This is a genomic window from Otariodibacter sp., from assembly GCF_029256985.1.
Taxonomy (GTDB): domain Bacteria; phylum Pseudomonadota; class Gammaproteobacteria; order Enterobacterales; family Pasteurellaceae; genus Otariodibacter.
Map to the genome: position 1 here is coordinate 15,842 of NZ_JARIDQ010000004.1, position 23,445 is coordinate 39,286.

General features: G+C 34.4%; 22 protein-coding genes and 1 riboswitch. Of the genes, 18 read left to right on the forward strand and 4 right to left on the reverse strand.

Annotated features, from left to right (window positions below; translation table 11 throughout):
- Positions 1-12: 12 nt before the first annotated feature.
- Positions 13-1,776: a 30S ribosomal protein S12 methylthiotransferase accessory factor YcaO gene (gene ycaO / locus Q1J40_RS00465; protein WP_301098070.1), complete on the reverse strand. Its 1,764-nt coding sequence runs from the start codon at positions 1,774-1,776 to the stop codon at positions 13-15.
- A 179-nt stretch (positions 1,777-1,955) separates the two neighbouring features.
- Here ycaO and Q1J40_RS00470 point away from each other — a divergent pair, with 179 nt between their 5' ends.
- Both Q1J40_RS00470 and Q1J40_RS00475 read left to right on the forward strand, forming a co-directional pair.
- Positions 1,956-2,597 (forward strand): glutathione S-transferase N-terminal domain-containing protein, encoded by a 642-nt coding sequence (locus Q1J40_RS00470; RefSeq protein ID WP_301098071.1) that lies wholly within the window; start codon positions 1,956-1,958, stop codon positions 2,595-2,597.
- Positions 2,597-3,016: a ClpXP protease specificity-enhancing factor gene (locus tag Q1J40_RS00475; protein WP_301098073.1), complete on the forward strand. Its 420-nt coding sequence runs from the start codon at positions 2,597-2,599 to the stop codon at positions 3,014-3,016. Before Q1J40_RS00470 ends, Q1J40_RS00475 begins: the two co-directional genes overlap by 1 nt.
- Before the next feature lie 101 nt (positions 3,017-3,117).
- On the opposite strand, the gene Q1J40_RS00480 is transcribed toward Q1J40_RS00475, so the two are convergent.
- Positions 3,118-3,912 (reverse strand): alpha/beta fold hydrolase, encoded by a 795-nt coding sequence (locus tag Q1J40_RS00480; protein WP_301098074.1) that lies wholly within the window; start codon positions 3,910-3,912, stop codon positions 3,118-3,120.
- Between the two features lie 112 nt (positions 3,913-4,024).
- Here Q1J40_RS00480 and seqA point away from each other — a divergent pair, with 112 nt between their 5' ends.
- Genes seqA through aroC form a run of 4 tightly spaced genes read left to right on the forward strand, consistent with a single transcriptional unit; the run spans position 4,025 to position 10,369 of the window.
- Entirely contained in the window at positions 4,025-4,585 is a 561-nt protein-coding gene (seqA, locus tag Q1J40_RS00485; RefSeq protein ID WP_301098076.1) for a replication initiation negative regulator SeqA, read from the forward strand.
- On the forward strand, positions 4,585-5,982 hold the full coding sequence (gene menE, locus Q1J40_RS00490; protein ID WP_301098078.1) for an o-succinylbenzoate--CoA ligase: 1,398 nt from the start codon (positions 4,585-4,587) through the stop codon (positions 5,980-5,982). The genes seqA and menE overlap by 1 nt, the downstream gene beginning before the upstream one ends.
- A 4-nt stretch (positions 5,983-5,986) precedes the next feature.
- Complete coding sequence (gene mscK / locus Q1J40_RS00495) at positions 5,987-9,283, forward strand: mechanosensitive channel MscK (protein WP_301098080.1); 3,297 nt, start codon at positions 5,987-5,989, stop codon at positions 9,281-9,283.
- Positions 9,284-9,286: 3 nt separating this feature from the next.
- Positions 9,287-10,369, forward strand: coding sequence for a chorismate synthase (gene aroC, locus Q1J40_RS00500; protein WP_301098081.1), 1,083 nt, complete (start codon positions 9,287-9,289; stop codon positions 10,367-10,369).
- Positions 10,370-10,376: 7 nt separating this feature from the next.
- Here aroC and Q1J40_RS00505 read toward each other — a convergent pair whose 3' ends face one another.
- Positions 10,377-11,060 (reverse strand): DUF1007 family protein, encoded by a 684-nt coding sequence (locus Q1J40_RS00505; protein ID WP_301098083.1) that lies wholly within the window; start codon positions 11,058-11,060, stop codon positions 10,377-10,379.
- Between the two features lie 140 nt (positions 11,061-11,200).
- On the reverse strand, positions 11,201-12,526 hold the full coding sequence (locus tag Q1J40_RS00510) for an alpha-hydroxy-acid oxidizing protein (protein WP_301098085.1): 1,326 nt from the start codon (positions 12,524-12,526) through the stop codon (positions 11,201-11,203).
- A 372-nt stretch (positions 12,527-12,898) separates the two neighbouring features.
- Here Q1J40_RS00510 and Q1J40_RS00515 point away from each other — a divergent pair, with 372 nt between their 5' ends.
- The 12 genes from Q1J40_RS00515 to Q1J40_RS00570 form a co-directional block, all read left to right on the forward strand.
- Positions 12,899-13,849 (forward strand): MBL fold metallo-hydrolase, encoded by a 951-nt coding sequence (locus tag Q1J40_RS00515; protein ID WP_301098087.1) that lies wholly within the window; start codon positions 12,899-12,901, stop codon positions 13,847-13,849.
- Between the two features lie 409 nt (positions 13,850-14,258).
- A complete protein-coding gene (pyrH, locus tag Q1J40_RS00520; RefSeq protein WP_301098089.1) occupies positions 14,259-14,972 on the forward strand; it encodes a UMP kinase in 714 nt (237 codons plus the stop codon).
- Between the two features lie 150 nt (positions 14,973-15,122).
- Positions 15,123-15,215, forward strand: a riboswitch (TPP riboswitch).
- A 91-nt stretch (positions 15,216-15,306) separates the two neighbouring features.
- Positions 15,307-16,032 carry an ABC transporter ATP-binding protein gene (locus Q1J40_RS00525; protein ID WP_301098090.1) on the forward strand — a complete coding sequence of 242 codons (726 nt, stop codon included), beginning with the start codon at positions 15,307-15,309 and terminating at the stop codon, positions 16,030-16,032.
- The gene (locus tag Q1J40_RS00530; RefSeq protein ID WP_301098092.1) at positions 16,029-16,781 is read left to right on the forward strand and encodes an ABC transporter permease; all 753 of its coding nucleotides are present in this window, start codon (positions 16,029-16,031) and stop codon (positions 16,779-16,781) included. The genes Q1J40_RS00525 and Q1J40_RS00530 overlap by 4 nt, the downstream gene beginning before the upstream one ends.
- 29 nt (positions 16,782-16,810) lie before the next feature.
- Positions 16,811-17,461 (forward strand): thiaminase II, encoded by a 651-nt coding sequence (tenA, locus tag Q1J40_RS00535; protein WP_301098093.1) that lies wholly within the window; start codon positions 16,811-16,813, stop codon positions 17,459-17,461.
- Between the two features lie 43 nt (positions 17,462-17,504).
- A complete protein-coding gene (locus Q1J40_RS00540) occupies positions 17,505-18,419 on the forward strand; it encodes an ABC transporter substrate-binding protein (protein ID WP_301098100.1) in 915 nt (304 codons plus the stop codon).
- Between the two features lie 9 nt (positions 18,420-18,428).
- The gene (gene thiM, locus Q1J40_RS00545) at positions 18,429-19,229 is read left to right on the forward strand and encodes a hydroxyethylthiazole kinase (protein ID WP_301098094.1); all 801 of its coding nucleotides are present in this window, start codon (positions 18,429-18,431) and stop codon (positions 19,227-19,229) included.
- Positions 19,222-20,037 (forward strand): bifunctional hydroxymethylpyrimidine kinase/phosphomethylpyrimidine kinase, encoded by an 816-nt coding sequence (gene thiD / locus Q1J40_RS00550; protein ID WP_301098095.1) that lies wholly within the window; start codon positions 19,222-19,224, stop codon positions 20,035-20,037. The genes thiM and thiD overlap by 8 nt, the downstream gene beginning before the upstream one ends.
- 31 nt (positions 20,038-20,068) lie before the next feature.
- A complete protein-coding gene (gene thiE / locus Q1J40_RS00555; protein WP_301098096.1) occupies positions 20,069-20,743 on the forward strand; it encodes a thiamine phosphate synthase in 675 nt (224 codons plus the stop codon).
- Entirely contained in the window at positions 20,733-22,049 is a 1,317-nt protein-coding gene (locus Q1J40_RS00560; protein ID WP_301098097.1) for an MFS transporter, read from the forward strand. Before thiE ends, Q1J40_RS00560 begins: the two co-directional genes overlap by 11 nt.
- A 154-nt stretch (positions 22,050-22,203) precedes the next feature.
- The gene (locus Q1J40_RS00565) at positions 22,204-22,824 is read left to right on the forward strand and encodes a class I SAM-dependent methyltransferase (protein WP_301098098.1); all 621 of its coding nucleotides are present in this window, start codon (positions 22,204-22,206) and stop codon (positions 22,822-22,824) included.
- Positions 22,825-22,938: 114 nt separating this feature from the next.
- Positions 22,939-23,445 (forward strand): AAA family ATPase (locus tag Q1J40_RS00570; protein WP_301098099.1); only part of this gene is annotated, 507 nt, incomplete at its 3' end.

Genomic DNA, 23,445 nt, shown 5'->3' on the forward strand with positions numbered 1-23,445 from the left:
TTGTATAATTGATTAGCGAGAGATTGGATTCACTTTCGCTTTTTGTAATTTATGATAAGCCGCTAGTAATTTATTGTGCGCTTGTAAGTTTGCTAAACTTTCATCGCTTGCTTGTAATCCGTAGAATGGGTTACCACCTTTCACTGCATTCCACGCTGAACTTACCGCTTGTTTACCATACATTTTTTCAAAAACAGACTGATATTGTTCTGGTTGTCGAGACTCATCTAAGAATAATTCAATAGAACTAATCAAACAACGATAGTAATTATTGCGTTCTGCACTGAATACACTTGCATTCATATTTGCTGTCCAGTTCGCCCAATCTAATGCTTCTTCAAGATTGCCTAGCGCTAAATGTAGCATTGATTTTAATTCACCAATGCGTAAGGTTTGCATAGCCGATCCTTTTTCTGCCACGATACCTAAAAATTCACGGACACGTGTCATATCGTCAATACTTTGCTCATCTAATTCATCAAGCAATTCTTGGTAGGTTGCTTTGTCGTGATGGAAGTGTGGTAAATCCAATAGAATTTCTCGCCAATCCATACCCATATTGTTATTAGCGTAGATTAGGTCGTCCGCAGGGTAAATATTTGACATTCCCGGTGCAAGAATACGGCAAGCATAAACGCCAAGATGTTCATAATCCATAATATAAACTTCTTGTTTATGTTTATTGAAGATTGCCATTAGATTGCTAAATTCTTGTTCTGTTGAACCAGAGAAATCCCAATGTACAAATGGATAATCTGCTTCAGATTTGAAAAGATCCCAAGAAATCAGACCGCTTGAATCAATAAAATGTGTTTCTAAATTTGCGTGGTCGGCAACATCATCATTATTAAATGATGGAGGAGAGAAAACATCTAAATCTTTTAAGCTACGACCTTGTAATAATTCCGTAACAGTTCTTTCAAATGCGACTTGGAAATGCGGATGTGCTCCGAAAGAGGCAAAACAAGTGCCATTTTGTGGGTTGAGTAAAATCACACAAATGACAGGGAATTCACCGCCTAGTGATGCATCATAGCAAAGAATTGGAAAACCTTCGTCTTCTAATTTTTCAATTGCCGCTTTAATTGTTGGATAACCATCAATCACACTTTGTGGGATTTCAGGCAGGCTAATTGCTTCACTAATGATTCGATTTTTTACAAAACGCTCAAATACTTCTGAAAGTCCTTGTACTCGTGCTTCATTCTTGGTGTTACCCGCAGACATTCCGTTAGATACAAATAAATTAGATACGATACTTTGTGGAATGTACACGGTTTCGTTATCCGATTGGCGAGTGTAAGGTAGGGCAACGATACCACGATCGTAATTACCTGATTGCAGATCAACTAATAAATCTGGGGTTAAATCGCCATTTGGGTCAAAGTAATTGAGTAAGAATGGATCTAATATACCTTGTGGTAATGTTTCTTCATCTTCAATTTCAAACCATTTTTCAGTTGGATAATGAACAAATTCACCGTTTGCAATTTCTTGTCCTAAATAAAAATCAGACCAGAAATAATTGGTAGATAAACGTTCAAAATATTCCCCTAATGCAGATGCTAATGCGGCTTTTTGAGTTGCCCCTTTACCATTACTAAAACATTGTGGGCAATCAACATCACGGATATGCACAGACCAGACATTTGGTACAGGATTAAGCCAAGATGCTTCTTCAATATTGAAACCTAGATTTTTTAATTTTGTTTGAAAGTTTGAAATACTGTCTTCAAGAGCAGCGTCTTTTCCGATAATAAAAGTTTGTTGCGTCATAAAATTCTCTAAATGTTAAATTTGGGGCAGAATTATCGTACAAGTGCTGTAATAAGTACAATAATTTCCTTACTTTTCTAGTTAATAACCCATGATTTGTCTCAAATAGAGCTATTATTAGCTGATCAAGATGTGGTAAAATTGCAAGATTGTTAAGAACTATATAGTGGGAGAATAAAATGACGAACGCAAATAAACGTTCAGTGCCAACGCTCTTTTCAGAGAAAAGTGATATTTACAGCCATCAAGTCCGTATCGTTTTAGCAGAAAAAGGGGTTGCTTATGAAATTGAAAATATTACCCCAGATGTTATTTCTGAAGATTTAATGGAAGTGAATCCGAGAGGTACAATCCCAACATTGGTTGATCGTGATTTAGTTTTATCAAATGCGCGTATTATTATGGAATATTTAGATGAAAGGTTTCCACATCCTCCATTGATGCCTGTTTATCCTGTTTTACGTGCACAATGTCGTTTAAATATGCATCGTATCCAAAATGATTGGTTTACTCTAATTGATATTATTGATAAAGATCCAACAACAGAGAAAGCGAAAAAATTACTGAATCAGTTACGTGAAGAAATTTTATCATTAGGTCCAGTTTTTGCGGATACCCAATATTTCTTAAGTGATGATTTTAGTTTAGTTGATTGCTATATCGCACCATTACTATGGAAAATGCACACTCTAGGTGTTGAATTTACTGGCGCAGGAAGTAAAGCGATAAAATCTTATATGACTCGTGTATTTAAACGTGATAGCTTTACTCAATCAATTGGCGGAAGTGCGCCTAAGCATTTAATGGATGAGAAAGAGTAATGAAACCATTACGTCCTTACCTTTATCATGCTTACTATAATTGGTTTATCGATAATGATCATACTCCTTATTTGTTAGTCAATGCAGAATATCCTGATGTTGATGTACCAATAGAATTTGTGCGAGAAGGGAAGATCGTTCTTAATGTTTCGCCTCGTTCTATTGGGCAATATAATGTTACGGATGAATTTATTAGCTTCAATGCTCGTTTTCAAGGGATGTTAAGAGATATTTATGTACCATTTGGTGCAGTAGAAGCGATATATGCACAAGAAACTGGCGATGGCGTAATGTTTCAAGCAGAGTCTTTTTACAGTGAAGAAAATTATCTCGCTAGATCGAAGAAAGAAGTTGTACTTGAAGATAAGCCTAAAAATGTGACTAAGCGAAAAGTAAGTCATTTAAAAATAGTGAAGTAATTATTTAGTATAGGTTTTGAGGTAGATAAAAAAAATGTTGCTAATGACAGTATTGTAGTTAGCAACATTTTTTGTTCGTATTTTCCTGCGTAGTCTTCATGCTACACATTTTTATCAAGGAATTTTTTCATTGCACGAATAACATTATCCGGCTTTTCAGCATGAAGCCAATGACCTGTATTGCTGATAACAAAGAAACTAGCTTGAGGAAATTGCGTAAGAATGGTTTGTGTATCTTTTTCTTGCAGATAATCTGATAATTCACCTTTAATAAATAGAGTTGGTTTATTGACTAAAACAGGTTGCCACCCCATTAAATTATCATAGTTATTTTTTAAACCAGTGAGATTAAATTTGAATGATTCAGGTGCATTTGGATCAAAGGATTTCAACATAAATTGTTTCACCTCTTCCATTTTGATTCCCACTGAAATTGCTTCTTTCGCTTCTTGACGATTGGTTGGTTTTTTCTCTTTTACTGCAAACAATCCCTTGAATACGGCATCATGATGGTTTTCTTTATAGGCAACAGGTGCCATATCAAGAATAATAAGTTTATCGACTAAGGATGGAGCAAAATTAGCCAGAGCCATTGCAGCTTTCCCCCCCATAGAGTGTCCAACAACAATCGCATTGTTAATATCAAGAGAAGTGAGTACCGCTTCAAGATCTTGAGCGATGAGATTATAATTCATTTCATCGGAATGAAACGAAAGTCCATGGTTACGGAGATCAATTTGTAAAATATTATAGTTATCGGAAAATGCTCTAGCGATCACGCCTAAGTTATGCAGATCACCAAATAATCCGTGTAGTAATACCATTGTTTGTGCTGGATTTTTTTCTGGGTTAGCGACTTTTTTGTATTGATAATTAAGCAATGTATTTTCTATCATAATATTCACTTATTTTTTAACTAAAATATTCGATCAAGATCCTGTAAATTGGATCTGAAATGCGTATAATGCCTAGAATTTTTAGGTAATCAAGACATTTTAGGAGAAACAGATGAAAACAATTGAAGTTGATGATGAATTATATCATTATATTGCCAGTCGTACTCAGGCAATTGGTGAAAGTGCATCAGATATTTTGCGTCGCTTGTTACGTTTACCTGCTTCGCCTCAGCCATTCGTACTCGTGCAAGAAAATATGATCGATGAATTAAAAGATCTTGCTAAATTACCCAAGAATAAAAAGGCATTGAGTAATCAAGAAAAAGTCATTAATAGAGTAGAATTTGTATTAAAGTCATCGCAATTTAATGAAGAGAAAAAGGTTGTTAATCGATTCTTACTACTTCTTTCTGCTTTATATCTTGCTAATTCAGAAGAATTTTCTCATGCGACAGTAAAAGTACAGGGTAGTGAGCGTATTTATTTTGCTAAAGATAAAGAAGTTATTCTTGCAACAGGAAGTAGCGTTAAAGCAAAGCAAATTCCTGAATCACCATTTTGGGTGATTACCAATAATAATACTGAACGTAAAGGAATTATTTTAGGTGGCGTTATGGAAGAAATGGGATTATCAGAGGAGCTGATTGAACGTGTAAAAGGTGCATTAGCTTAATGAAGTTCCAATTTGCTAAGTTTCCACTGTTACATTGGGCAGAGATTAGATCTCAAAAAATTGCGATAAAATGGCAGAGAGGAAACGATCTTATATTTTCTGATATTCCACAAGCTATTACTTGGCAGCAATTATCACAAATAGTTTCTCAAGCGGTTACATTACTCCAAAAAAATGGAGCTAATCTACAAGGGATTGTGGCTTATTCAGGTCGTCATCGTTTGGTAGGGTTAGTGTGTTATTTAGCTACTGTAGCAATGAGAAGTAAAATTTTAATGCTTAATCCAACTATGTCGGAGATTCAGAGAAAGACTATTTTATCTGAGTTAGATAATGTGGTATTAATAACCGATCAACATTTTGTACAATTTTCTGCTAATCCGACCGCTTGTAATAGTTGGGAATATGTGCCTAACTCACCCGCTACTATGACACTAACTTCTGGGTCAACTGGTAAACCTAAAGCTGTGGTACATTCTATTCAGAACCACTTAGATAATGCTTGTGGTGTATGTCAACTAATGGATTTTACTGAATCTGATAGCTGGCTACTTAGTCTTCCTTTATTTCATGTGTCAGGCCAAGGCATTATCTGGCGTTGGTTACTCGTTGGCGCAACATTATCAATTGTAGAAGATAAACAGGATTTTTTGACTGCATTAAATTCAGTTACTCATGCTTCTTTAGTTACTACTCAGCTTCAGCGTTATTTGGTACAAAAAGAATATTTACCGCAACGTATGCAGAAAGTTTTATTGGGTGGTAGTGCAATTCCATCCGAGCTTATTACTCAAGCTCAGAAAAATCAAATAGAAACGTATGTTGGTTATGGTATGACGGAGATGGCATCGACTATTTGCGCCGTAAAATCAGAGATTGATAATGTTGGACGTCCTTTATTAGGAAGGGAAGTAAAGATTGTTGATAATGAAATTTGGGTAAAAGGCGCAGGTTTAGCATTAGGATATTGGACTAAGGAAAATCTCGTTTCTCTTGTGAATAAAAATGGCTGGTTAGTGACTAAAGATCGTGGGCATTGGAATGAACAAGGACAATTAGTCGTTGAGGGGCGAGTAGATAATATGTTTATTTCTGGAGGAGAAAATATTCAACCAGAAGAAATTGAACGAATCCTATTTGAATCTGGTCTTATTTATCAGGCGATAGTTTTACCTGTAGAGGATACTGAATTTGGCTTTAGACCTATCGCAGTGGTTGATTTTATTGCTGAGTTTAGTCCACAAGCAGTTACATCATTGCAATCTTTTGTAGCCAAGCGATTAGAGAAATTTAAGTTGCCCATAAGATATATTCCGTTAGATCGTGAAAAATGGAAGAATACAGGAGTAAAAATTTCACGGAAACAATTGCAATTGGATATTAACAGTAGGTATTAAAAGAATGTTTAAAAGATTATTTATTCTAGTTTTTATATTATTAGGGGTGAATAGCTTACTGAAGGCATCTGAACCTGATTCTTTTTTATCTATCAATAATATTCAATCTCAATTGGATTCAGTTAAAGAAACTGAAACAGTGGATGAACAATTACTTGCTAAAAATTTAGAGGACACATTAGTTTTCTTAGAAAAGACAAAGTCTACAAAAGAAGAAATTATAGCATTAGAAAAAAAGATTAAAGATGCTCCAACTATTTTAGATACTTATCAAACTAATATAAAAGAGATGAAAGAAAGAATGAATAATGTATCTAATCTTTTTTCTAATTTATCTGTGTCTAAATTAGAAATCCAACAAACAGAAATCAATCAAGAGTTACAAACTGTTAGAGATAGTATAAATGATGTCACATCAAGCTTAGCAAGCTATCGATCTGCTTTGGAATCTACTCATACAAAAATTATAGATAATAATCAAAGAGCTGATACATTAAATCGTTGGAAATATAATAGTAAAGCAAGTAAATCACTAATTAATAAATATAATGCAGAGCTAGAATATATTGAAGTAAATAATAGATACAACCTTATTTTAGGTCAAAATATTGATTTGCTTATTTCTATTGATGAAAATAAACGTTCTGAATTAACATTAAAACAACAACTTTTACAACAAGAGTTATTTGCATTACAAGAAAACTTAAATGCTCATCGACTTAAAGAATTTGAAGATCAAGCAAAGCAAGCGCAACAGCATAAAGAAGATAGTAATATTACTAATCCTGTTATTCAGTATGAATTTGGTGTGAATAGCGATCTTAGTGAGTATTTGGTTGAACAGACTCAAAAAACTAATTTTTTATCTCAAGAAAGTTTACGTGTCAAAAATGTATTAGATGCATTGATACAAACTAAAAGAAATATTGAGGAGCAAATTAGCGCATTACAAGGAACATTAATTCTATCTCGAATTATTAACCAGCAAAAGCAGTCGTTACCAACAGATAGTAATATTACTGGGCTATCTAAAGATATTAGCAACTTACGTGTAGAATTATTTGAAATAACTCAGCAACGAGATCAACTCTATAATATTCCTGAAATAATTGTACAACTACAAGAAAAAAATAAATTAATCTTTACGGATGATGAATATAATACTTTAAATATTCTTTTTAAAGAGAGAGAAAAGATTTTTATTGACTTGATTAAAGCATTTAACTCTCAACTAAATTTATCAACTGATATTGAATCTACTCAAAGCCAGATCGTTAAATTGAGTGATGAATTAGAAAGACAATTACAACAACAAAGTTTTTGGGTAAAAAGTAATAACCCAATTGATTTAACTTGGATTAAAAATTTTCCACAATTAGCAGTTGCAGAAGTTGCCCAATTATCAAGTTATGTTGGATTCGAAAATATTAATAAAAATTTATTATCTAAGTTTTCTTTCCTATTTTTCTTTGTATTACTTTATGTAGTAATTCAATGGAAAAAAGAGGCAATTAAACATCGTTTGACTGTGCTTGCAGGAAAAGTTAATACATTAAAAAAAGATAGCCACTGGGTAACACCTGAGGCTATGTTTTGGACACTAATTCTTACTTTACCCAGAGCATTAGCTTTTTTAATTTTTTCAACTATTTTAATGTTATTCTTTTTTTCAGATCCTCTTCTTGGTTTTGATTGGTTAACTGAAATTTCAATATTTTGGTGGTTTTTTGCAACAACGTTAGAGTTATTAAGACCTCATGGATTAGCTTATTCTCATTTTGATATGCCACAAGCAAGTAATCGTATTTTTAGACGTATTATTCGCCAATCAGTATGGATTGTATTTTTATTGGTTATATCATCGACTTTTTCTGATGTAGATAGTATTGGATTTAATAATGATGTTATTGGAGAAGTTGTTACAATTATTGCATTAATGCTATGTTTCTTTGTTGTTAGACCATGGTTAGACAAAGGAATTTGTGAATATCGTAATGCAGTTTTAGAAGATGGCTCAAAGCGAAGTATTGGGTTATTCAACTTATTACGTTTAGTGCTATTTATTGTTCCAATTTCACTTGTTGTGTTAATCATTCTTGGTTACTACTATACTTCTGTTTATATTATTGAGCATATTATCAAGAGTTATTTAGGTGCATTAGTATGGGTATTTGGACGATATTTTGTTTATCGTTTTTTATCAATTTCAGCTCGCCGTATGGCATATCGCCGTTTACAAAATGAGAGAGAAATATTACGTTCTCAAGATTCAGAAAAGCAAAGAGATGAAAAGAAAGAAGAAAAAATTAGAATATCAGTAGTAAGTCAGCAACTTATTCAAATGGCAGATCTGTTTGGATGGGTAGTTTTATTCACTTTTCTATATGCGATATGGTCAGATCTCATTAGTGTGGCATATTATCTAAATGGTGTCGTGCTGTGGGAACAAGCTGAAACAACATCTCAAGGTGTTGTATTTGAATCAATCACATTATTAAATATACTCCGCTCTATACTATATGTCGTAATAACTTATACGCTTGTTAAAAATATTGCAGGAATTTTAGAATTTTCTCTTTTCTCTCGTATGAAATTTTCGAAAGGGACTCCTCATACAATTAAAGCAGTATTAACTTATTTTATTGTTACATTAGGTAGTATAGCATCATTTTCTGCATTAGGATTATCGTGGAATAAGATTCAATGGGTATTTACTGCTCTCTCTGTCGGGCTTGGATTTGGAGTGAGGGAAATATTTGGTAGCATTATTTCGGGAATAATTTTATTATTTGAGCGACCTATAAGAGTTGGTGATAAAGTATCAGTAGAAAAATATACTGGATTTGTGTCAAATATTCGGTTACGTTCAACAGTATTGGTTGATAATGAAAAAAAAGAAGTTGTATTACCAAATCAAGCTTTTGTTACAGGTCGATTCGTAAACTGGACACTTAATAATTCAATTACTCGTTTAAGACTTATTTTGAAAGTAAGCGCAGATGTGGATTTAGATTTAGTGGAGAAATTGCTATATCAAATTGCAGAAGAATCCCCTAAAGTGATGAAAGATCCTGAACCAGAAGTTAATTTATCTGATATTAGTGAAGGATGGATAGAGCATGAGTTTGTCGCTTGTGTACCAGAATTATGGGATCGTGTGAAAACACGTAATTTATTATATAAAAGAATCCATCAAGTGTTTAAGGAGAATGGCATTAAATTTGCATTTAAACAGGTTGATGTTCATCTACACAATGATGATACAATTACATTGCAGAAATCAATAATACAACGGGGATGAAATATGGCAGGTAATAGTATAGGAAAGCTATTTAAGGTGACAACATTTGGTGAATCTCATGGTGTTGCATTAGGCTGTATTATTGATGGTATTCCCCCTAATTTATCTCTGACAGAAGAAGATATCCAACCTGATTTAGATAGACGAAAACCAGGCACCTCACGTTATACTACTTCTCGTAGAGAAAATGATGAAGTTCAAATTTTGTCGGGTGTATTTGAAGGTAAAACAACAGGCACAAGTATTGGATTGATTATAAATAATAGTGACCAACGTTCTAAAGATTATAGTGATATCATGGATAAATTTCGTCCAGGACATGCTGACTATACCTATCAGAAAAAGTATGGTATTCGGGATTATAGAGGTGGAGGCAGATCTTCAGCTAGAGAAACAGCAATGCGTGTGGCGGCTGGTGCTATCGCAAAAAAATATTTAAAAGAGAAATTTGGGATTTTAGTTAGGGGATATTTGTCACAAATTGGTTCTATAAAAATTAACCCAGAAAGTGTTTTAGATATAAAAAAAATTAATTGGGATCAAATTAATAGTAATCCCTTTTTTAGCCCTGATCCTACCGTTATAGAGTCTTTTGATAATTTAATCAGAGAATTAAAAAAAGAAGGTAATTCTGTGGGAGCAAAATTAACTGTGGTAGCAGAAAATGTTCCCGTTGGATTAGGCGAACCTGTGTTTGACCGATTAGATGCTGATTTAGCTCATGCTTTAATGTCAATCAATGCAGTTAAAGGTGTTGAAATTGGAGATGGTTTTGATGTTGTGGAGCAAAAAGGAAGTGAACATCGTGATGAAATAACACCAGAAGGATTTCTTTCTAATCATGCGGGAGGGATCCTTGGAGGAATTAGTTCAGGACAACCAATTATTGCTCATATTGCAATGAAACCAACTTCGAGCATTACTGTTCCAGGAAAAAGTATTAATTTAAACAATGAATCAGTTGAGTTAGTGACAAAAGGTCGTCATGACCCTTGTGTAGGCATTAGAGCTGTACCTATTGCAGAAGCAATGGTTGCTATCGTATTGTTAGATCACCTTTTGCGTTTTAAGGCACAGTGTCGTTAATTTTAGCTTATTGACAGTCAATATTAGCTCGTTGAGCAAATCGAGAACCTAACGAATATTCTATATCTGATGGCATGTTTGAATCCGATTTTTTGAATTGGTTAATCGATGATAGATCAGGTTTTGCTGTTTGATCTAATTGAGATGCATAGAGGCGTAGAGATTCATCCACTTTTGATTCCGATATTGATACAGTACATTGTGAATTAGGCGTAATACTAATGTCCTTATGATCAAGATAACTCATAGAAAGATAGTAAGTTGGTTCAAAAGTAAATAATTTAAAAGAGTGTCCTTTCGTTGCTACGGGTTGCAAAAGTGGTAATTCAAAATTATAGGTAATTCTACTATCTTCAATTTGAATGGTTGGGTTTAGTGGAAGTTCATCAAATTGAATCCTTTCATCTTTTTCATTATATAATCTACTGAAAAATTGATTTCCCATGATATAGAATGATAGTTCGCCTATTACATCTTGTTTAGCTCGTTCTTTATCTTTGGCATTTTTTAGCTCATAAATGAGTTGTGATGAGGTGATTTCATCTAACCGCCAGCTCATATCAAACCCTTTTAACATATTGTTTTCAACCAATACTTTATTTTTTATATCAATAAATGTATGTGGATGAGCATCAGCGTTCTTCATAAAGAAGAAAGAGCTAAATAGAATTATTACAATATATTTTTTCATATTTTTACTCATTTTAATGATCTTTTTTAATATTTTTGAATCAAATCTTTGGTAATTTTATATTCAATAATATAAAGATAAAAAGCGAACAGAAAGCCTGCTCGCTTTTTCTATTAAATTTGACAAATAATTAATATTAATTATCCATTGTAGACATCATATTTAGCATTTTCACCAACGATATCAATGTAGCTTGGATCTAAATCTGATAATTTTCCTGCACCACTTAAGATCATTGCAGCAACTAAATCTTTATTTAAGAAATCAATTACAGATTTAACACCTTGTGAACCACCTAAACCTAAACCGTATAGGATTGGACGACCAACAGCAACAGCTGTTGCACCCATTGCTATTGCACGCACGATATCAATACCACGGCGAACGCCACCGTCTAAGATAATTGGTACACGTTTATTTACGATTTTAGCAATGGCAGGTAATGCAGTCATACTTGCTGGGACACCATCAATTTGACGACCACCATGGTTAGATACTTGAATTGCATCAGCACCAGCTTGGATAAATTTTTCTGCATCATCAGGACGTAAAATACCTTTAACAATAACAGGTAAACCGGTAAATTCTTTTATGAATTGAATATCTTTAGTTGTTAAAGCTGTTTTTTGATTAAAGAAGTCTCCTGAACCACCCATTTTTGGATCATGGTTACCGAATGATCTATCTGGACGGAATGGGCTACCCATAGCAATAAAGTTTTCTGGTTGGCCGGGACCAAGCGCATCAGCAGTTAAGATAATTGCAGTATAACCTGCATTTTTTGCACGAGTTAGAAGTGATTTAGTTACTTCTTCATCATTATTATAATATAACTGGAACCACTTAGGGCCTTTAGTTGATTTCGCAATTTGTTCAAGAGTTGCATTTGATGCGCCAGATGAGCAGTATAAAGTATTTGCTAATTCAGCACCTTTAGCTGTCATCTGTTCGCCACTTTCATGAACCATAGCATGAGCTCCCATTGGAGCAATAATTACTGGAGAAGCTAGGTCTAAATCCAATAATTTGGTTGAAGTATCAATATCATTCCAAGATAAGCCAACGAGACGTTTTGCAGCAATACGATAATCATCAAATGCACGGCGGTTTTCATGCATTGTCCATTCACCACCAGCAGCACCTGATACAAATGCAAAACCTGCTTTTGGAATAACTTTACTTGCAGGCTCTTCCAAACGTTCAAGGCTAACAACTTGGATTTTTTTATCAGCTGTACTTGCACCGTAAGAAGTTTTAGCTACTTTCTTAGCATTTGTAGACTTATCTGCTGCGAATGCTGGAGTACTAACAAATGGTAATGTACTTAATCCAACACTAGCTACTCCTAAGCCTAGACCTGCAGCACTAAGAAATTTACGTCTAGATAAAGTTTCTTTTTCTGAAACTTCTGCTGTTGTACTTTCTACTTCTTCTACAGAAGTATCTAATTGATAAGATGAAGTCATATTTTATTCCTCAATATTTGATAAAAGAAATTGCAAGACAAGTTACTGGCATATTACTTGTAATGATATTATACCATTTGTTTTTTGTTTTGCTGATTGTTTTTATTAACAAATAACCATAAATAATTAATGGTTATTTGTTAAAAAAACATTGCTAATATTAAGTCCATTTGAAAAAAATGTAAATAATTGAATAAAAAATAAATGAGCGTATAATACTTTTCGATGTATTTATATATTAATAGATTTAGTATCAGTAAATATTGAATAATATAGTGAGATACATCATTCTAAGGTATTGATATTTTAATAGTATATTATTTTATGATTTATTAGTACTTTTTACTTTTCTTTTAGGTTGAGGATTTTATTATGTCATTTAAAAAAACTTTACTCGCTCTTGCTAGCATGACTTTTTCATTGGGAGCAATAGCTGCATCTGATACAGGTGTTGATGTTGATTTATCCCAATATAAAAATCGTGAAATGTTACCAGATATGACGGTAGGAATGTGTGATACCGTTGCTCCGACTTTAGTTCATATTAAAGATAATTTATACCGCCATACTAATGGTGCTGGTTTAGCTGTTCATAGTGGCCTTGTTATGATTACTGATGAAGGTGCTGTTGTTGTTGATGCGGGTGCTACATGTGCTGCAGAATGGCTTAATAACGAGATAAAAACTCGTTTTAATGTACCAGTAAAATATGTTATTTTAACTCACGCACATGCTGACCATATAGCTGGAAGCCAAGTATTTCAAAAAGCAGGTGCTACAATTATTGCTAACCAAAGAGCGGTAGAGCCAATTGTTGGTGAAAAACTTCCTTATGCTATTCCAAATCGTGTATTTGATAAAGATATGACTATTAGTATTGGTGGTGAAACTGTTGAACTACACCGCATTGCCCCAAGCCATTCAGATAGTATGACAATGGTATTGTTCCCTCGCCAAAAAGCATTACAATGTACAGACGTATGTGAAAGTAAGAGTATGCCATACAATGATTTCTTAGATTTCTATTATCCTGGTTGGATTGATACTCTAAATTGGGTATTAAAACAAGATGTTGATATTATTGATGTTGGTCACTATAGCCCAGCAACAAAAGAAGATGAAAAAGCATTACGTGATTACATGGTAGATTTACATGGACAAGTACTTAATTTAGTTCGTGAAGGCCAATCTTGGGACCAACTTTACCGTAATGTTAAATTTAGTCCAGAAGTTCAAGAATGGATAGGCTTTAACAATATGAAAACATTAAATATTGTTGGTATGTATCGTTGGGTTTCTAACCACCGTCGTGGGGAATGGTAATTTTCGATAAAATTTAAATAGACAATAAAAGTGAAAGCTGTGCTTATTTTTTTCAGAGATGTTAATTTAGCACAGCTTCTTTTTATGTATATTATGGATATATCACATTATTTTTACTAAATAAGTAAATTTATTTATTTTTAGAATTTTTTATAAATTAAATTAATTTTCATGAATATATTTTAATATAAGGAAATATATAAAATATTTAAGAATATTATTTTATTTATAATATAAAATATATTTTAGCTAAGTGATAATATTTTAATAAAATAGTTTTTGAACATAAATCATACTAAGTATAAGTAATAAATAATGAAAATAAGAGTTTTTTCAAAGAGTTTTCTCAAAGAATAAGATGTTTTATAATAAGATAATTTTTCCTTAAACCATTACAAAGAGGTAAAGAATGAGTACTCCAATTTATAAACGTATTTTACTAAAACTTAGCGGTGAAGCATTACAAGGTAATGAAGGATTTGGTATTGACCCTTCTATCTTAGATAGAATGGCGCTTGAGATTAAAGAATTATTGAAGATGGGCGTTGAAGTTGGGGTTGTTCTTGGCGGAGGAAATTTATTCCGTGGTGCAAAATTAGCTAAAGCTGGTATGAATCGAGTTGTAGGCGATCACATGGGAATGCTTGCAACAGTAATGAATGGACTTGCAATGCGTGATGCTCTACACCGTGCAGATGTTAACGCTAAATTAATGTCGGCATTTCAATTAAATGGTATCTGTGATACTTATAACTGGTCAGAAGCAATAAAAATGTTACGTGAAAAACGTGTAGTAATTTTCTCAGCTGGAACAGGTAGTCCATTTTTTACTACTGATTCAGCTGCTTGCTTGCGTGGTATTGAAATTGAAGCAGATGTTGTATTAAAAGCAACAAAAGTTGATGGAGTTTATGATAAAGACCCAGCTAAAAATCCAGATGCGGTACTTTATAAAACATTAAGTTATGCAGAAGTCATTGATAAAGAATTGCAAGTGATGGATCTTGCAGCATTCACTTTAGCTCGTGATCATGGTATGCCAATTCGTGTATTCAATATGGGTAAAGCGGGAGCATTACGTAAAGTAGTACTCGGTACTGAAGAAGGTACAACCATTTCTTAATATATTTTTGAAATAAAAATAACGTAAATAGTTTATATAACAATTTTTAGCCACAAGGAATTATTTATCCTTGTGGCTTTTTTTTGGGGGGAGAGCGTATTGAATGTAAATCTTTTTGCAATTTTTTGTGAATACATATAGACTTCAAAACCATATTAGTCGGGGTGCAATATTTATTGCTGAGATAATACCCGTGAACCTGATTCAGTTAATACTGCCGTAGGAAACTAACATTATGTCAAAATATATACTATCCAAACTCTACCTATCGTTCATCTTCTGCATTAAATCATTCGCTATTTAGCAACCTTCTACTATCTGTAAGGTAGCTGATATGCATAGTGTGAAGATCAATAATCTAACTCTAGCATTTGGTGAGCAAGTGCTTTTCAAAGATTTCTCTTTTAGTCTGAAAAAAGGGCAATGGACCACCTTACTTGGCAGTTCAGGTGTAGGGAAATCAACTCTATTGAGGGCAATTGCTGGTTTAGAAAATGAAGCAATTCAGCAAGGTCAAATAGATCTATCTCATCAATCAAAAATTGCTTGGCTCGCTCAAGAAGATGCCTTGTATCCGTGGCTTTCTATTCTGGATAATGTGCAACTTGAAGCCCATTTATCAAGATGTAAAAATAAACAAACAACAGAAAAAGCTAAAGCGTTACTCGAACAAGTAAAGATGATAGAGCATATCTATAAAGCGCCTTATCAGCTTTCTGGTGGGCAAAAACAACGTGTTGCCTTAGCAAGAACCTTAATGCAAGAAGCTGATATCATTTTGATGGATGAGCCTTTTTCAGCATTAGATGCCGTTACCCGTTATCAATTACAAAACCTTTCTTATTCTCTGCTCAAAGACAAAACGATTTTACTGATCACGCACGATCCACAAGAAGCCATTCGATTGAGTCACAACATTGCGATCTTAAAAGGTACACCCGCAACAATTACTCACCAAATCACTTTGCTCGATGATTTACCTCGAGAATTAAATCAAGAATCATTGTGGCAATTACAGAAAGAATTACTCGATGAACTTGCAAGCGGGGAGTTAATATGAAAATTTTACCGATTATCCGACCGCTTGTATTAGCTGTTATCTTACTTATGTGTTGGCAATTAGCTGTGATGCTTTGGCAGATTCCTCACTATTTATTGCCAACACCTCTCAATATTGTTAATAAATTTTCTGAGAATACTCAATTATTGTGGCAACATACTCAAATTACATTAATTGAAATTGTGGTTGGATTAGTACTGGGCGTACTATTCGGACTATTATCAGCAGTACTGTTGAGTTTATCTAAAACAATATCTTCCTTTTTATTACCGATCCTCATTACTTCTCAGGCGATACCGATATTTGCTATCGCACCATTATTGGTTCTTTGGTTTGGCTACGGAATGACATCGAAGATTGTGATGACTATTCTTATCATTTATTTCCCAGTCACCGCAGCTTGTTATGACGGCTTGAGAAACACACCTAAAACGTGGTTGGAATTGGCAAATACACTCAAGATCTCACCGCTTGCATTATTACTCAAAGTTAAATTCCCAGCGGCATTACCAGCTTTAGCATCTGGTTTGAGAATTGCGGTGTCGATAGCGCCCATTGGAGCGGTGATTGGTGAATGGGTTGGCTCATCAGAGGGGCTTGGCTATTTAATGTTGAATGCGAATGCTCGAATGCAAGTTGACCTGATGTTTTCAGCCTTATTTATTCTCGTTTTAATTGCACTTTGCTTGTACTTTTTTACCGATAAATTACTGCGTTATTTTATCCCTTGGATTTCACAAGTTCGCTAATCTTAAGCCATTAGTTTAAAGGAGAAACTATGTTGATGATTGATAAATTCATAAGTAATGCTAAACCCTATTGGAAAGCCTATGTTGAGCATAATTTTGTTCAACAATTAGGGCAAGGTTCGTTGAGTAAAGCCTCTTTTCAGCATTACTTAAAACAGGATTACTTGTTCTTGTTTCAATATAGCCGAGCAATCTCACTAGGTATTTTTAAAGCCGAAAATTTTGAACAAATTTTTCAAGCTCAACAGATGAATGCAGATTTATTACAAGAAATTCAATTACATATTGATTTTTGTAAAAGTTGGGGAATTGCCGAGCAAGAATTATTTGGCACGCCAGAATCATCAGCTTGTATTGCTTATACACGTTATGTTTTAGATTGCGGTATCAAAAGTGGATTAGCTGAACTTTATGTTGCCTTAGCACCTTGTGCAATTGGTTATGCAGAAATTGGCAAAAGATTAAGTGAGCAAAATACTGATTCTAATAATCCTTATCAGGATTGGATTAATGCTTATGCAGCTCCTGAATTTCAACAATCCGCACAGAATCTCGCAGACAATATTGAAAAACTTTGTGCGGATCTGACCGCTTCACAAATTGAGAAACTTCAACACATTTTTAATACAGCAACCAGAATGGAAATTGCATTTTGGCAAATGGGTTTAGATTTAAGTTAAAGAGGAAAACACAATGAAAAAATTGACAGTCGCATTGTGCCTTATGACAGGCCTAGCAAGCACGAGTTCAGCTTATGCAAAAGACAAAATCTCACTAATGTTAGATTGGTTTGTTAATCCCGACCACGCTGCGCTTATTGTTGCTCAACAGAAAGGTTTTTTTGACAAATATGACCTAGATGTTGAAATTATTGAGCCAGCCGATCCTTCACTCGCCCCTAAGTTGGTCGCTTCTGGTGATGTGGATATGGCGGTAGATTATCAACCTCAACTCCAACAGCAAGTAGCGGAAGGGTTGCCTATTGTCAGAGTAGGTACTTTAGTTTCAACTCCATTAAACAGTTTAGTTGTACTAAAAAATAGCAATATTAAGCAATTAAGTGATTTAAAAGGCAAAAAAATTGGTTATTCAGTAAGTGGATTTGAGGATGCTATCCTAAACATAATGTTGCGTTCAGTTGATATGTCGAAAGATGATGTTGAATTGGTGAATGTTAATTTCTCACTCTCGCCATCACTCTTATCTGGTCAAGTTGATGCGGTTGTGGGTGCTTATCGTAATTTTGAACTCAATCAGTTGAAATTAGAAAAAAGTGAAGGTTTAGCATTCTTTCCAGAAGAACACGGTGTACCCGCTTATGATGAGTTAATTCTTACTGCTAATAGCAAAAATCTCTCCGATAAAAAATTCTCAAACTTCTTAAGTGCCTTAGAAGAAGCAACCATCTTTACCTTAAATCATCCCGATGAAGCTTGGGAGGCTTTTGTTAGTTATAAGCCAAATGAGTTAGGTGATGAATTAAATCAAATGGCGTGGAAAGATACCTTACCTCGTCTAGCTTTAAGACCAAGAGCATTAGATGCTCATCGTTATCAAGCAATGGCAGAATTTATGCAAGCACAAGGTTTAATTAAAACAGTGCCAGAATTAAAAAGTTATGCCGTTGAATTGCAATAGAGGTGGAATATGAAATCAACCTATTTAGAAAAGATCAGACAGCAAAATCCTTTGATCCACAATATTACCAATATTGTAGCTGCCAATTATTGCGCCAATGGATTATTAGCGATCGGAGCTTCACCAATTATGTCAGCCAATGTCGAAGAAATGGAAGAAGTGCCAGCTTTAAGTCAGGCTCTCGTGATTAATATTGGTACGTTAATTGGTAAAGAAGCTGATGCAATGTTATTGGCAGGTAAAACGGCAAATAAAATTGGCATTCCTGTAGTGTTAGATCCTGTTGGTGTTGGTGCAACTAGTTATCGTAAGAACATTATCAGTCAATTATTAGCTGAAGTGAAGTTTGCTTTGATTAGAGGGAATGCAGGTGAGCTAGCTACTATTGCAGGTGAAGCTTGGCAGGCAAAAGGAGTCGATGCGGGTGATGGTAATGCAGATCTGAATAACATTGCGAAAAAAGTCGCAAATCAATACCAATCTGTTGTGGCAATCAGTGGTGAAGTTGATGTGGTGAGTGATGGAGTAAAAACAGCCAATATCCATAATGGTACACCAATGTTCCCTAAAATTACCGCATCAGGTTGTTTATTAAGTTCTATTTGTGGTGCCTTTTTGGCGGTTGCTGAAAAACAACATTATTTTGATTCAGTAGTTGAAGCTTGTACTGCTTATGCGGTTGCCGGGGAAATTTTAGCTGAAAAATTATCGCCAACAGATAATGGACAATTCTATGTGGGATTGCTCGACCAATTAGCGAGTTTATCGGTCGAGACGATTGAACAATACGGGAGAGTAAACAATGTCTAATGTGAAACAAGCACTGACTATTGCTGGCTCAGATAGTGGTGGCGGAGCGGGTATTCAAGCCGATTTAAAAACCTTTCAAATGCGAGGAGTGTTTGGCACTTCAGCAATTACAGCAATTACCGCTCAAAATACATTGGGCGTTTTTGATATTCACCCAGTGCCAATTCAAACTATTGAAGCTCAGATCAAAGCAATTGCTGATGATTTTGATATTCAAGCGGTAAAAGTTGGAATGTTAGGCACACCAGAGATCATTGAATGTGTGGCAGAGAATTTGAAAAGATATAAATTTGGACAATTTGTGTTAGATCCTGTGATGATCGCAAAGGGCGGAGCGCCTTTATTACAAGATAATGCAGTCAATGCCTTGGTAGAAAAACTACTACCTTTAGCGGATGTAATTACACCTAATATTCCAGAGGCAGAAGCTTTGAGTGGAGTGAAAATTACTGATGAGGAGTCCGTAAAAGAGGCAGTTAAACGCTTAAAAGCACTAGGAACTAAAAATGTCATCATTAAAGGTGGGCATGAGTTAGATTCTCAAAGTGAAATTTGTCGAGATTGGGTGTTTACCGACAAAGAGCATTTTGTTTTAGAAGCCCCTCGTTTTAATACTCCCCATACTCATGGTACGGGTTGCACATTTTCAGCGTGTTTGACTGCTGAATTAGCAAAAGGTCAGACAATGGAAGAGGCAATGAAAACAGCTAAAGCTTTTATCACAGCTGCAATTACTCATCCATTAAATATTGGACACGGACACGGCCCTACTAATCATTGGGCTTATTCGCAGTTATCACAAGAATAGTTGTAAGAAAAACAGTTGTAAGGAATAAAATATGCAAAATATTCGTCAGATCTTACCGCTTTATTTTATCGCGGGAACTCAGGATTGCCGCCATTTATCAGGTGATCTTGCTCAACATTTATTATCTATTTTAGAACAGGCATTGCAAAGTGGTATAACTTGCTTTCAATTTCGAGATAAAGGAAAATTTTCATTAGCCGATCAGCCCGAAAAACAGAAAGAATTAGCGATTAAATGTCGTGATCTTTGTAATAAATACAATGTGCCTTTTATTATTGATGATAATGTCGATTTAGCCTTAGAAATTAATGCTGATGGTATCCATGTTGGACAAAGCGATATGTCTGCATTAGAAATCCGTAAAAAAACAGATAAACCGATTATCGTTGGCTTATCGGTCAATAAAATGACAGAAGCACTGGCAAGCAACGATCTTGAGGCAATTGATTATTTTGGTATTGGACCAATCTTTCCAACTCAATCTAAAGAAGATCCAAAACCTGTGGTGGGAATGGATTTTATTAAGACTTTAAGGGATGCAGGAATTACTAAGCCTCTTGTTGCAATAGGCGGAGTTAAAGCCGATAGTGTAGAACAACTTCGTAAGAATGGTGCGGATGGTGTTGCTGTAATTACTGCGATCACCTATTCTGAAAATATTCCTCAAACAGTAAAAGAGTTACTTAGAGGACATCATGAAGCATAACTCCCCTCAAAAAATTGTGATTGCAACAATGGTGGGGACAGCTATTGAATATTTTGATAACTATATCTATGCAATGGCTGCCGTATTGGTATTCAACCATCAATTTTTTAGTAGTGCTGATCCACTTTCCAATCAATTAGCCTCACTTTCAACGTTGGCTTTAGCGTTTTTAGCTCGCCCGATTGGGTCTATTTTATTTGGACATATTGGCGATAAGTTTGGTCGAAAGAAATCACTTGTTTTCTCGCTTATCATGATGGGTATTTCCACCGTTGTAATTGGTTTTTTACCAACTTATCAAAGTATTGGCATTGGAGCGACTATATTGCTCTGTCTTTGTCGAGTGGGACAAGGTATTGGTATTGGCGGAGAATGGGGCGGAGCAGCACTAGTGGCAATAGAAAATGCTCCTAAAAATAGACGTGCATGGTTTGGGATCTTCCCTCAATTAGGGGCGCCTATTGGTTTATTGCTTGCCAATGCTGTCTTTTTCATTGTGAGTATGATTGTTGGTGAAAAAGCTTTTGTTGAATGGGGATGGCGTATTCCATTCATTTCTTCCGTTGTTTTAGTTGTTATCGGACTTTATGTCCGTATGACCTTATGGGAAAGTGAAGTCTTTGAGAAAACAAAGCAGTCTGGCAAACTGGTTAAATTACCTGTCGCAAATTTATTAAAGAAATATTATCGCGTATTTTTAGCAGGGATTTTTCTTGCCACTGCAGGTTATGTGCTTTTCTATATTTTGGCAGCCTTTGCTCAAATTTATGCAAAATCACCAACAACATTATCGCCAGCAGGCTATGCACAAGGGCTAGGTTTTTCATCCCAAGTCTTCACTAAATACTTACTTATAAGCTCTGTTGTATTTGCTATTGCAATTGCTTTATCGGGTATTCTATCGGATAAATGGGGACGTAAACCTTTTCTTATCGGAACGACAATCCTTATTATTCTCTTTGGTTTTGCGATACCGCTATTCTTAGAAAATGGCACAGAAACCTCATTATTTATGTTCCTAATGGTGGGAATGATACTAATGGGTGCAACCTTTGGACCAATGTCTGTTATTTTACCTGAGTTATTTCCAACGGAGATTCGTTATACGGGATCTTCATTATCCTACAATGTAGCAGGTATCCTTGGAGCAAGTGTTGCCACAATTATTACGCTACAAATCAATGCAAATTTTGGTTTAATGGGGGTAGGGATTTACTTAGCATTAAATGGTGTTTTGTCGTTAGTTGCTTTGCTAAGAGTACCTGAAACGGGTAATAGTGATAAGGTTAATATTACTGATCTATAGGATTATTTAATCATTTTGAGCATCGTAGACTATTGTGTTTAATTGTTCGATTTTTATAATAATAGGTCAGGATAACTGAGAGGTTATCTATAGCAGAACTTACCGCAATATAGGTGGCCATTTTTTAATATTAAGTATGGTTTAAACATTAAATATGAATAGGTTAGCAGAAAAATGGGATAAGCATTATCAAAAACAACAATTTGTGTATGGCAAAATACCAAATGCTTTTTTCAAAAGAGAATTAGATAAATTATCCCCAGCATCTATTTTACTTGGTGCAGAAGGTGAAGGGCGAAATGCAGTTTATGCTGCAAACAATAATTGGATAGTAAGTGCATTTGATATTAGCAAAGAAGGGCGTAAAAAAGCCTTAAAATTAGCAGAAGAAAATCAAGTATTAATCAATTATGTAGTAGGTGAGTTACCTAACTTAGGTTTTGAACCAGAATCATTTGATGCAATAGGACTTGTCTTTGCACATTTTCCTCCTGCTGTCAGATCTGATTATCATAAAAAATTAGCCTCACTTCTAAGAAAAGGTGGGCATATCGTTTTTGAGGCCTTTAGTAAGCAACATTTAGCATATAGAACTGAAAACCCGAAAGTTGGTGGTCCTGATAAATTAGAGTTGTTGTTTTCGATTGAAGAGCTAAAACAAGATTTTCATGATTTTGAATTCTTATTTTTAGAAGAAACAGAAGTTGAGTTGTCGGAGGGACTTTTGCACAATGGAAAAGGTAAAGTCATCAGATTTGTAGCTAAAAAACAATGACACCTTAAGTGAAGTGTTTTTATAATAATTTGATAGAATTATACAAAGCTGGTATTTTCTAAACTAAATTATTTAGATCAGAAATTTAATGTTTATCATTCAGGGAATTGTCTTATGGCAAAAAAACAACAAATAAAAGGAACTCTTCTAAAAAGTATGACTGTTAAAAATTTTAGAAATATGAGTGATGTTAGTTTTGAATTTGGAAGCAGAATTACTGTAATAAGTGGTAAGAATGGTACAGCTAAATCAACTATTCTTGGGCTTGTTGCTCAAATTTTTAATTTTGACAAAGATGTGATTAATGATAAGAAGTTAGATTTTAAGACTTTGAATGATAAACCTTTTAAATCTCAATTTAGTGAACATTTTCGGTTATCTGATCAGTTTGATAAACCTGGTGAAATGGATGTTAGGTATAATATCTATGACGCTTATTTTAAAAAGGATATTAATGATCTAAGGTTGACTCTAACTGATACAGAAGGTAGAAAACATAGAACAGTAGTTAGAAATAATTTACCAACACCACATAGCAAAAATACTAGTAGAAATGTAACACATCCTGTTATTTATCTTAGCTTAAAAAGATTGTTACCTATTCCTAATAGAGATGGTGAC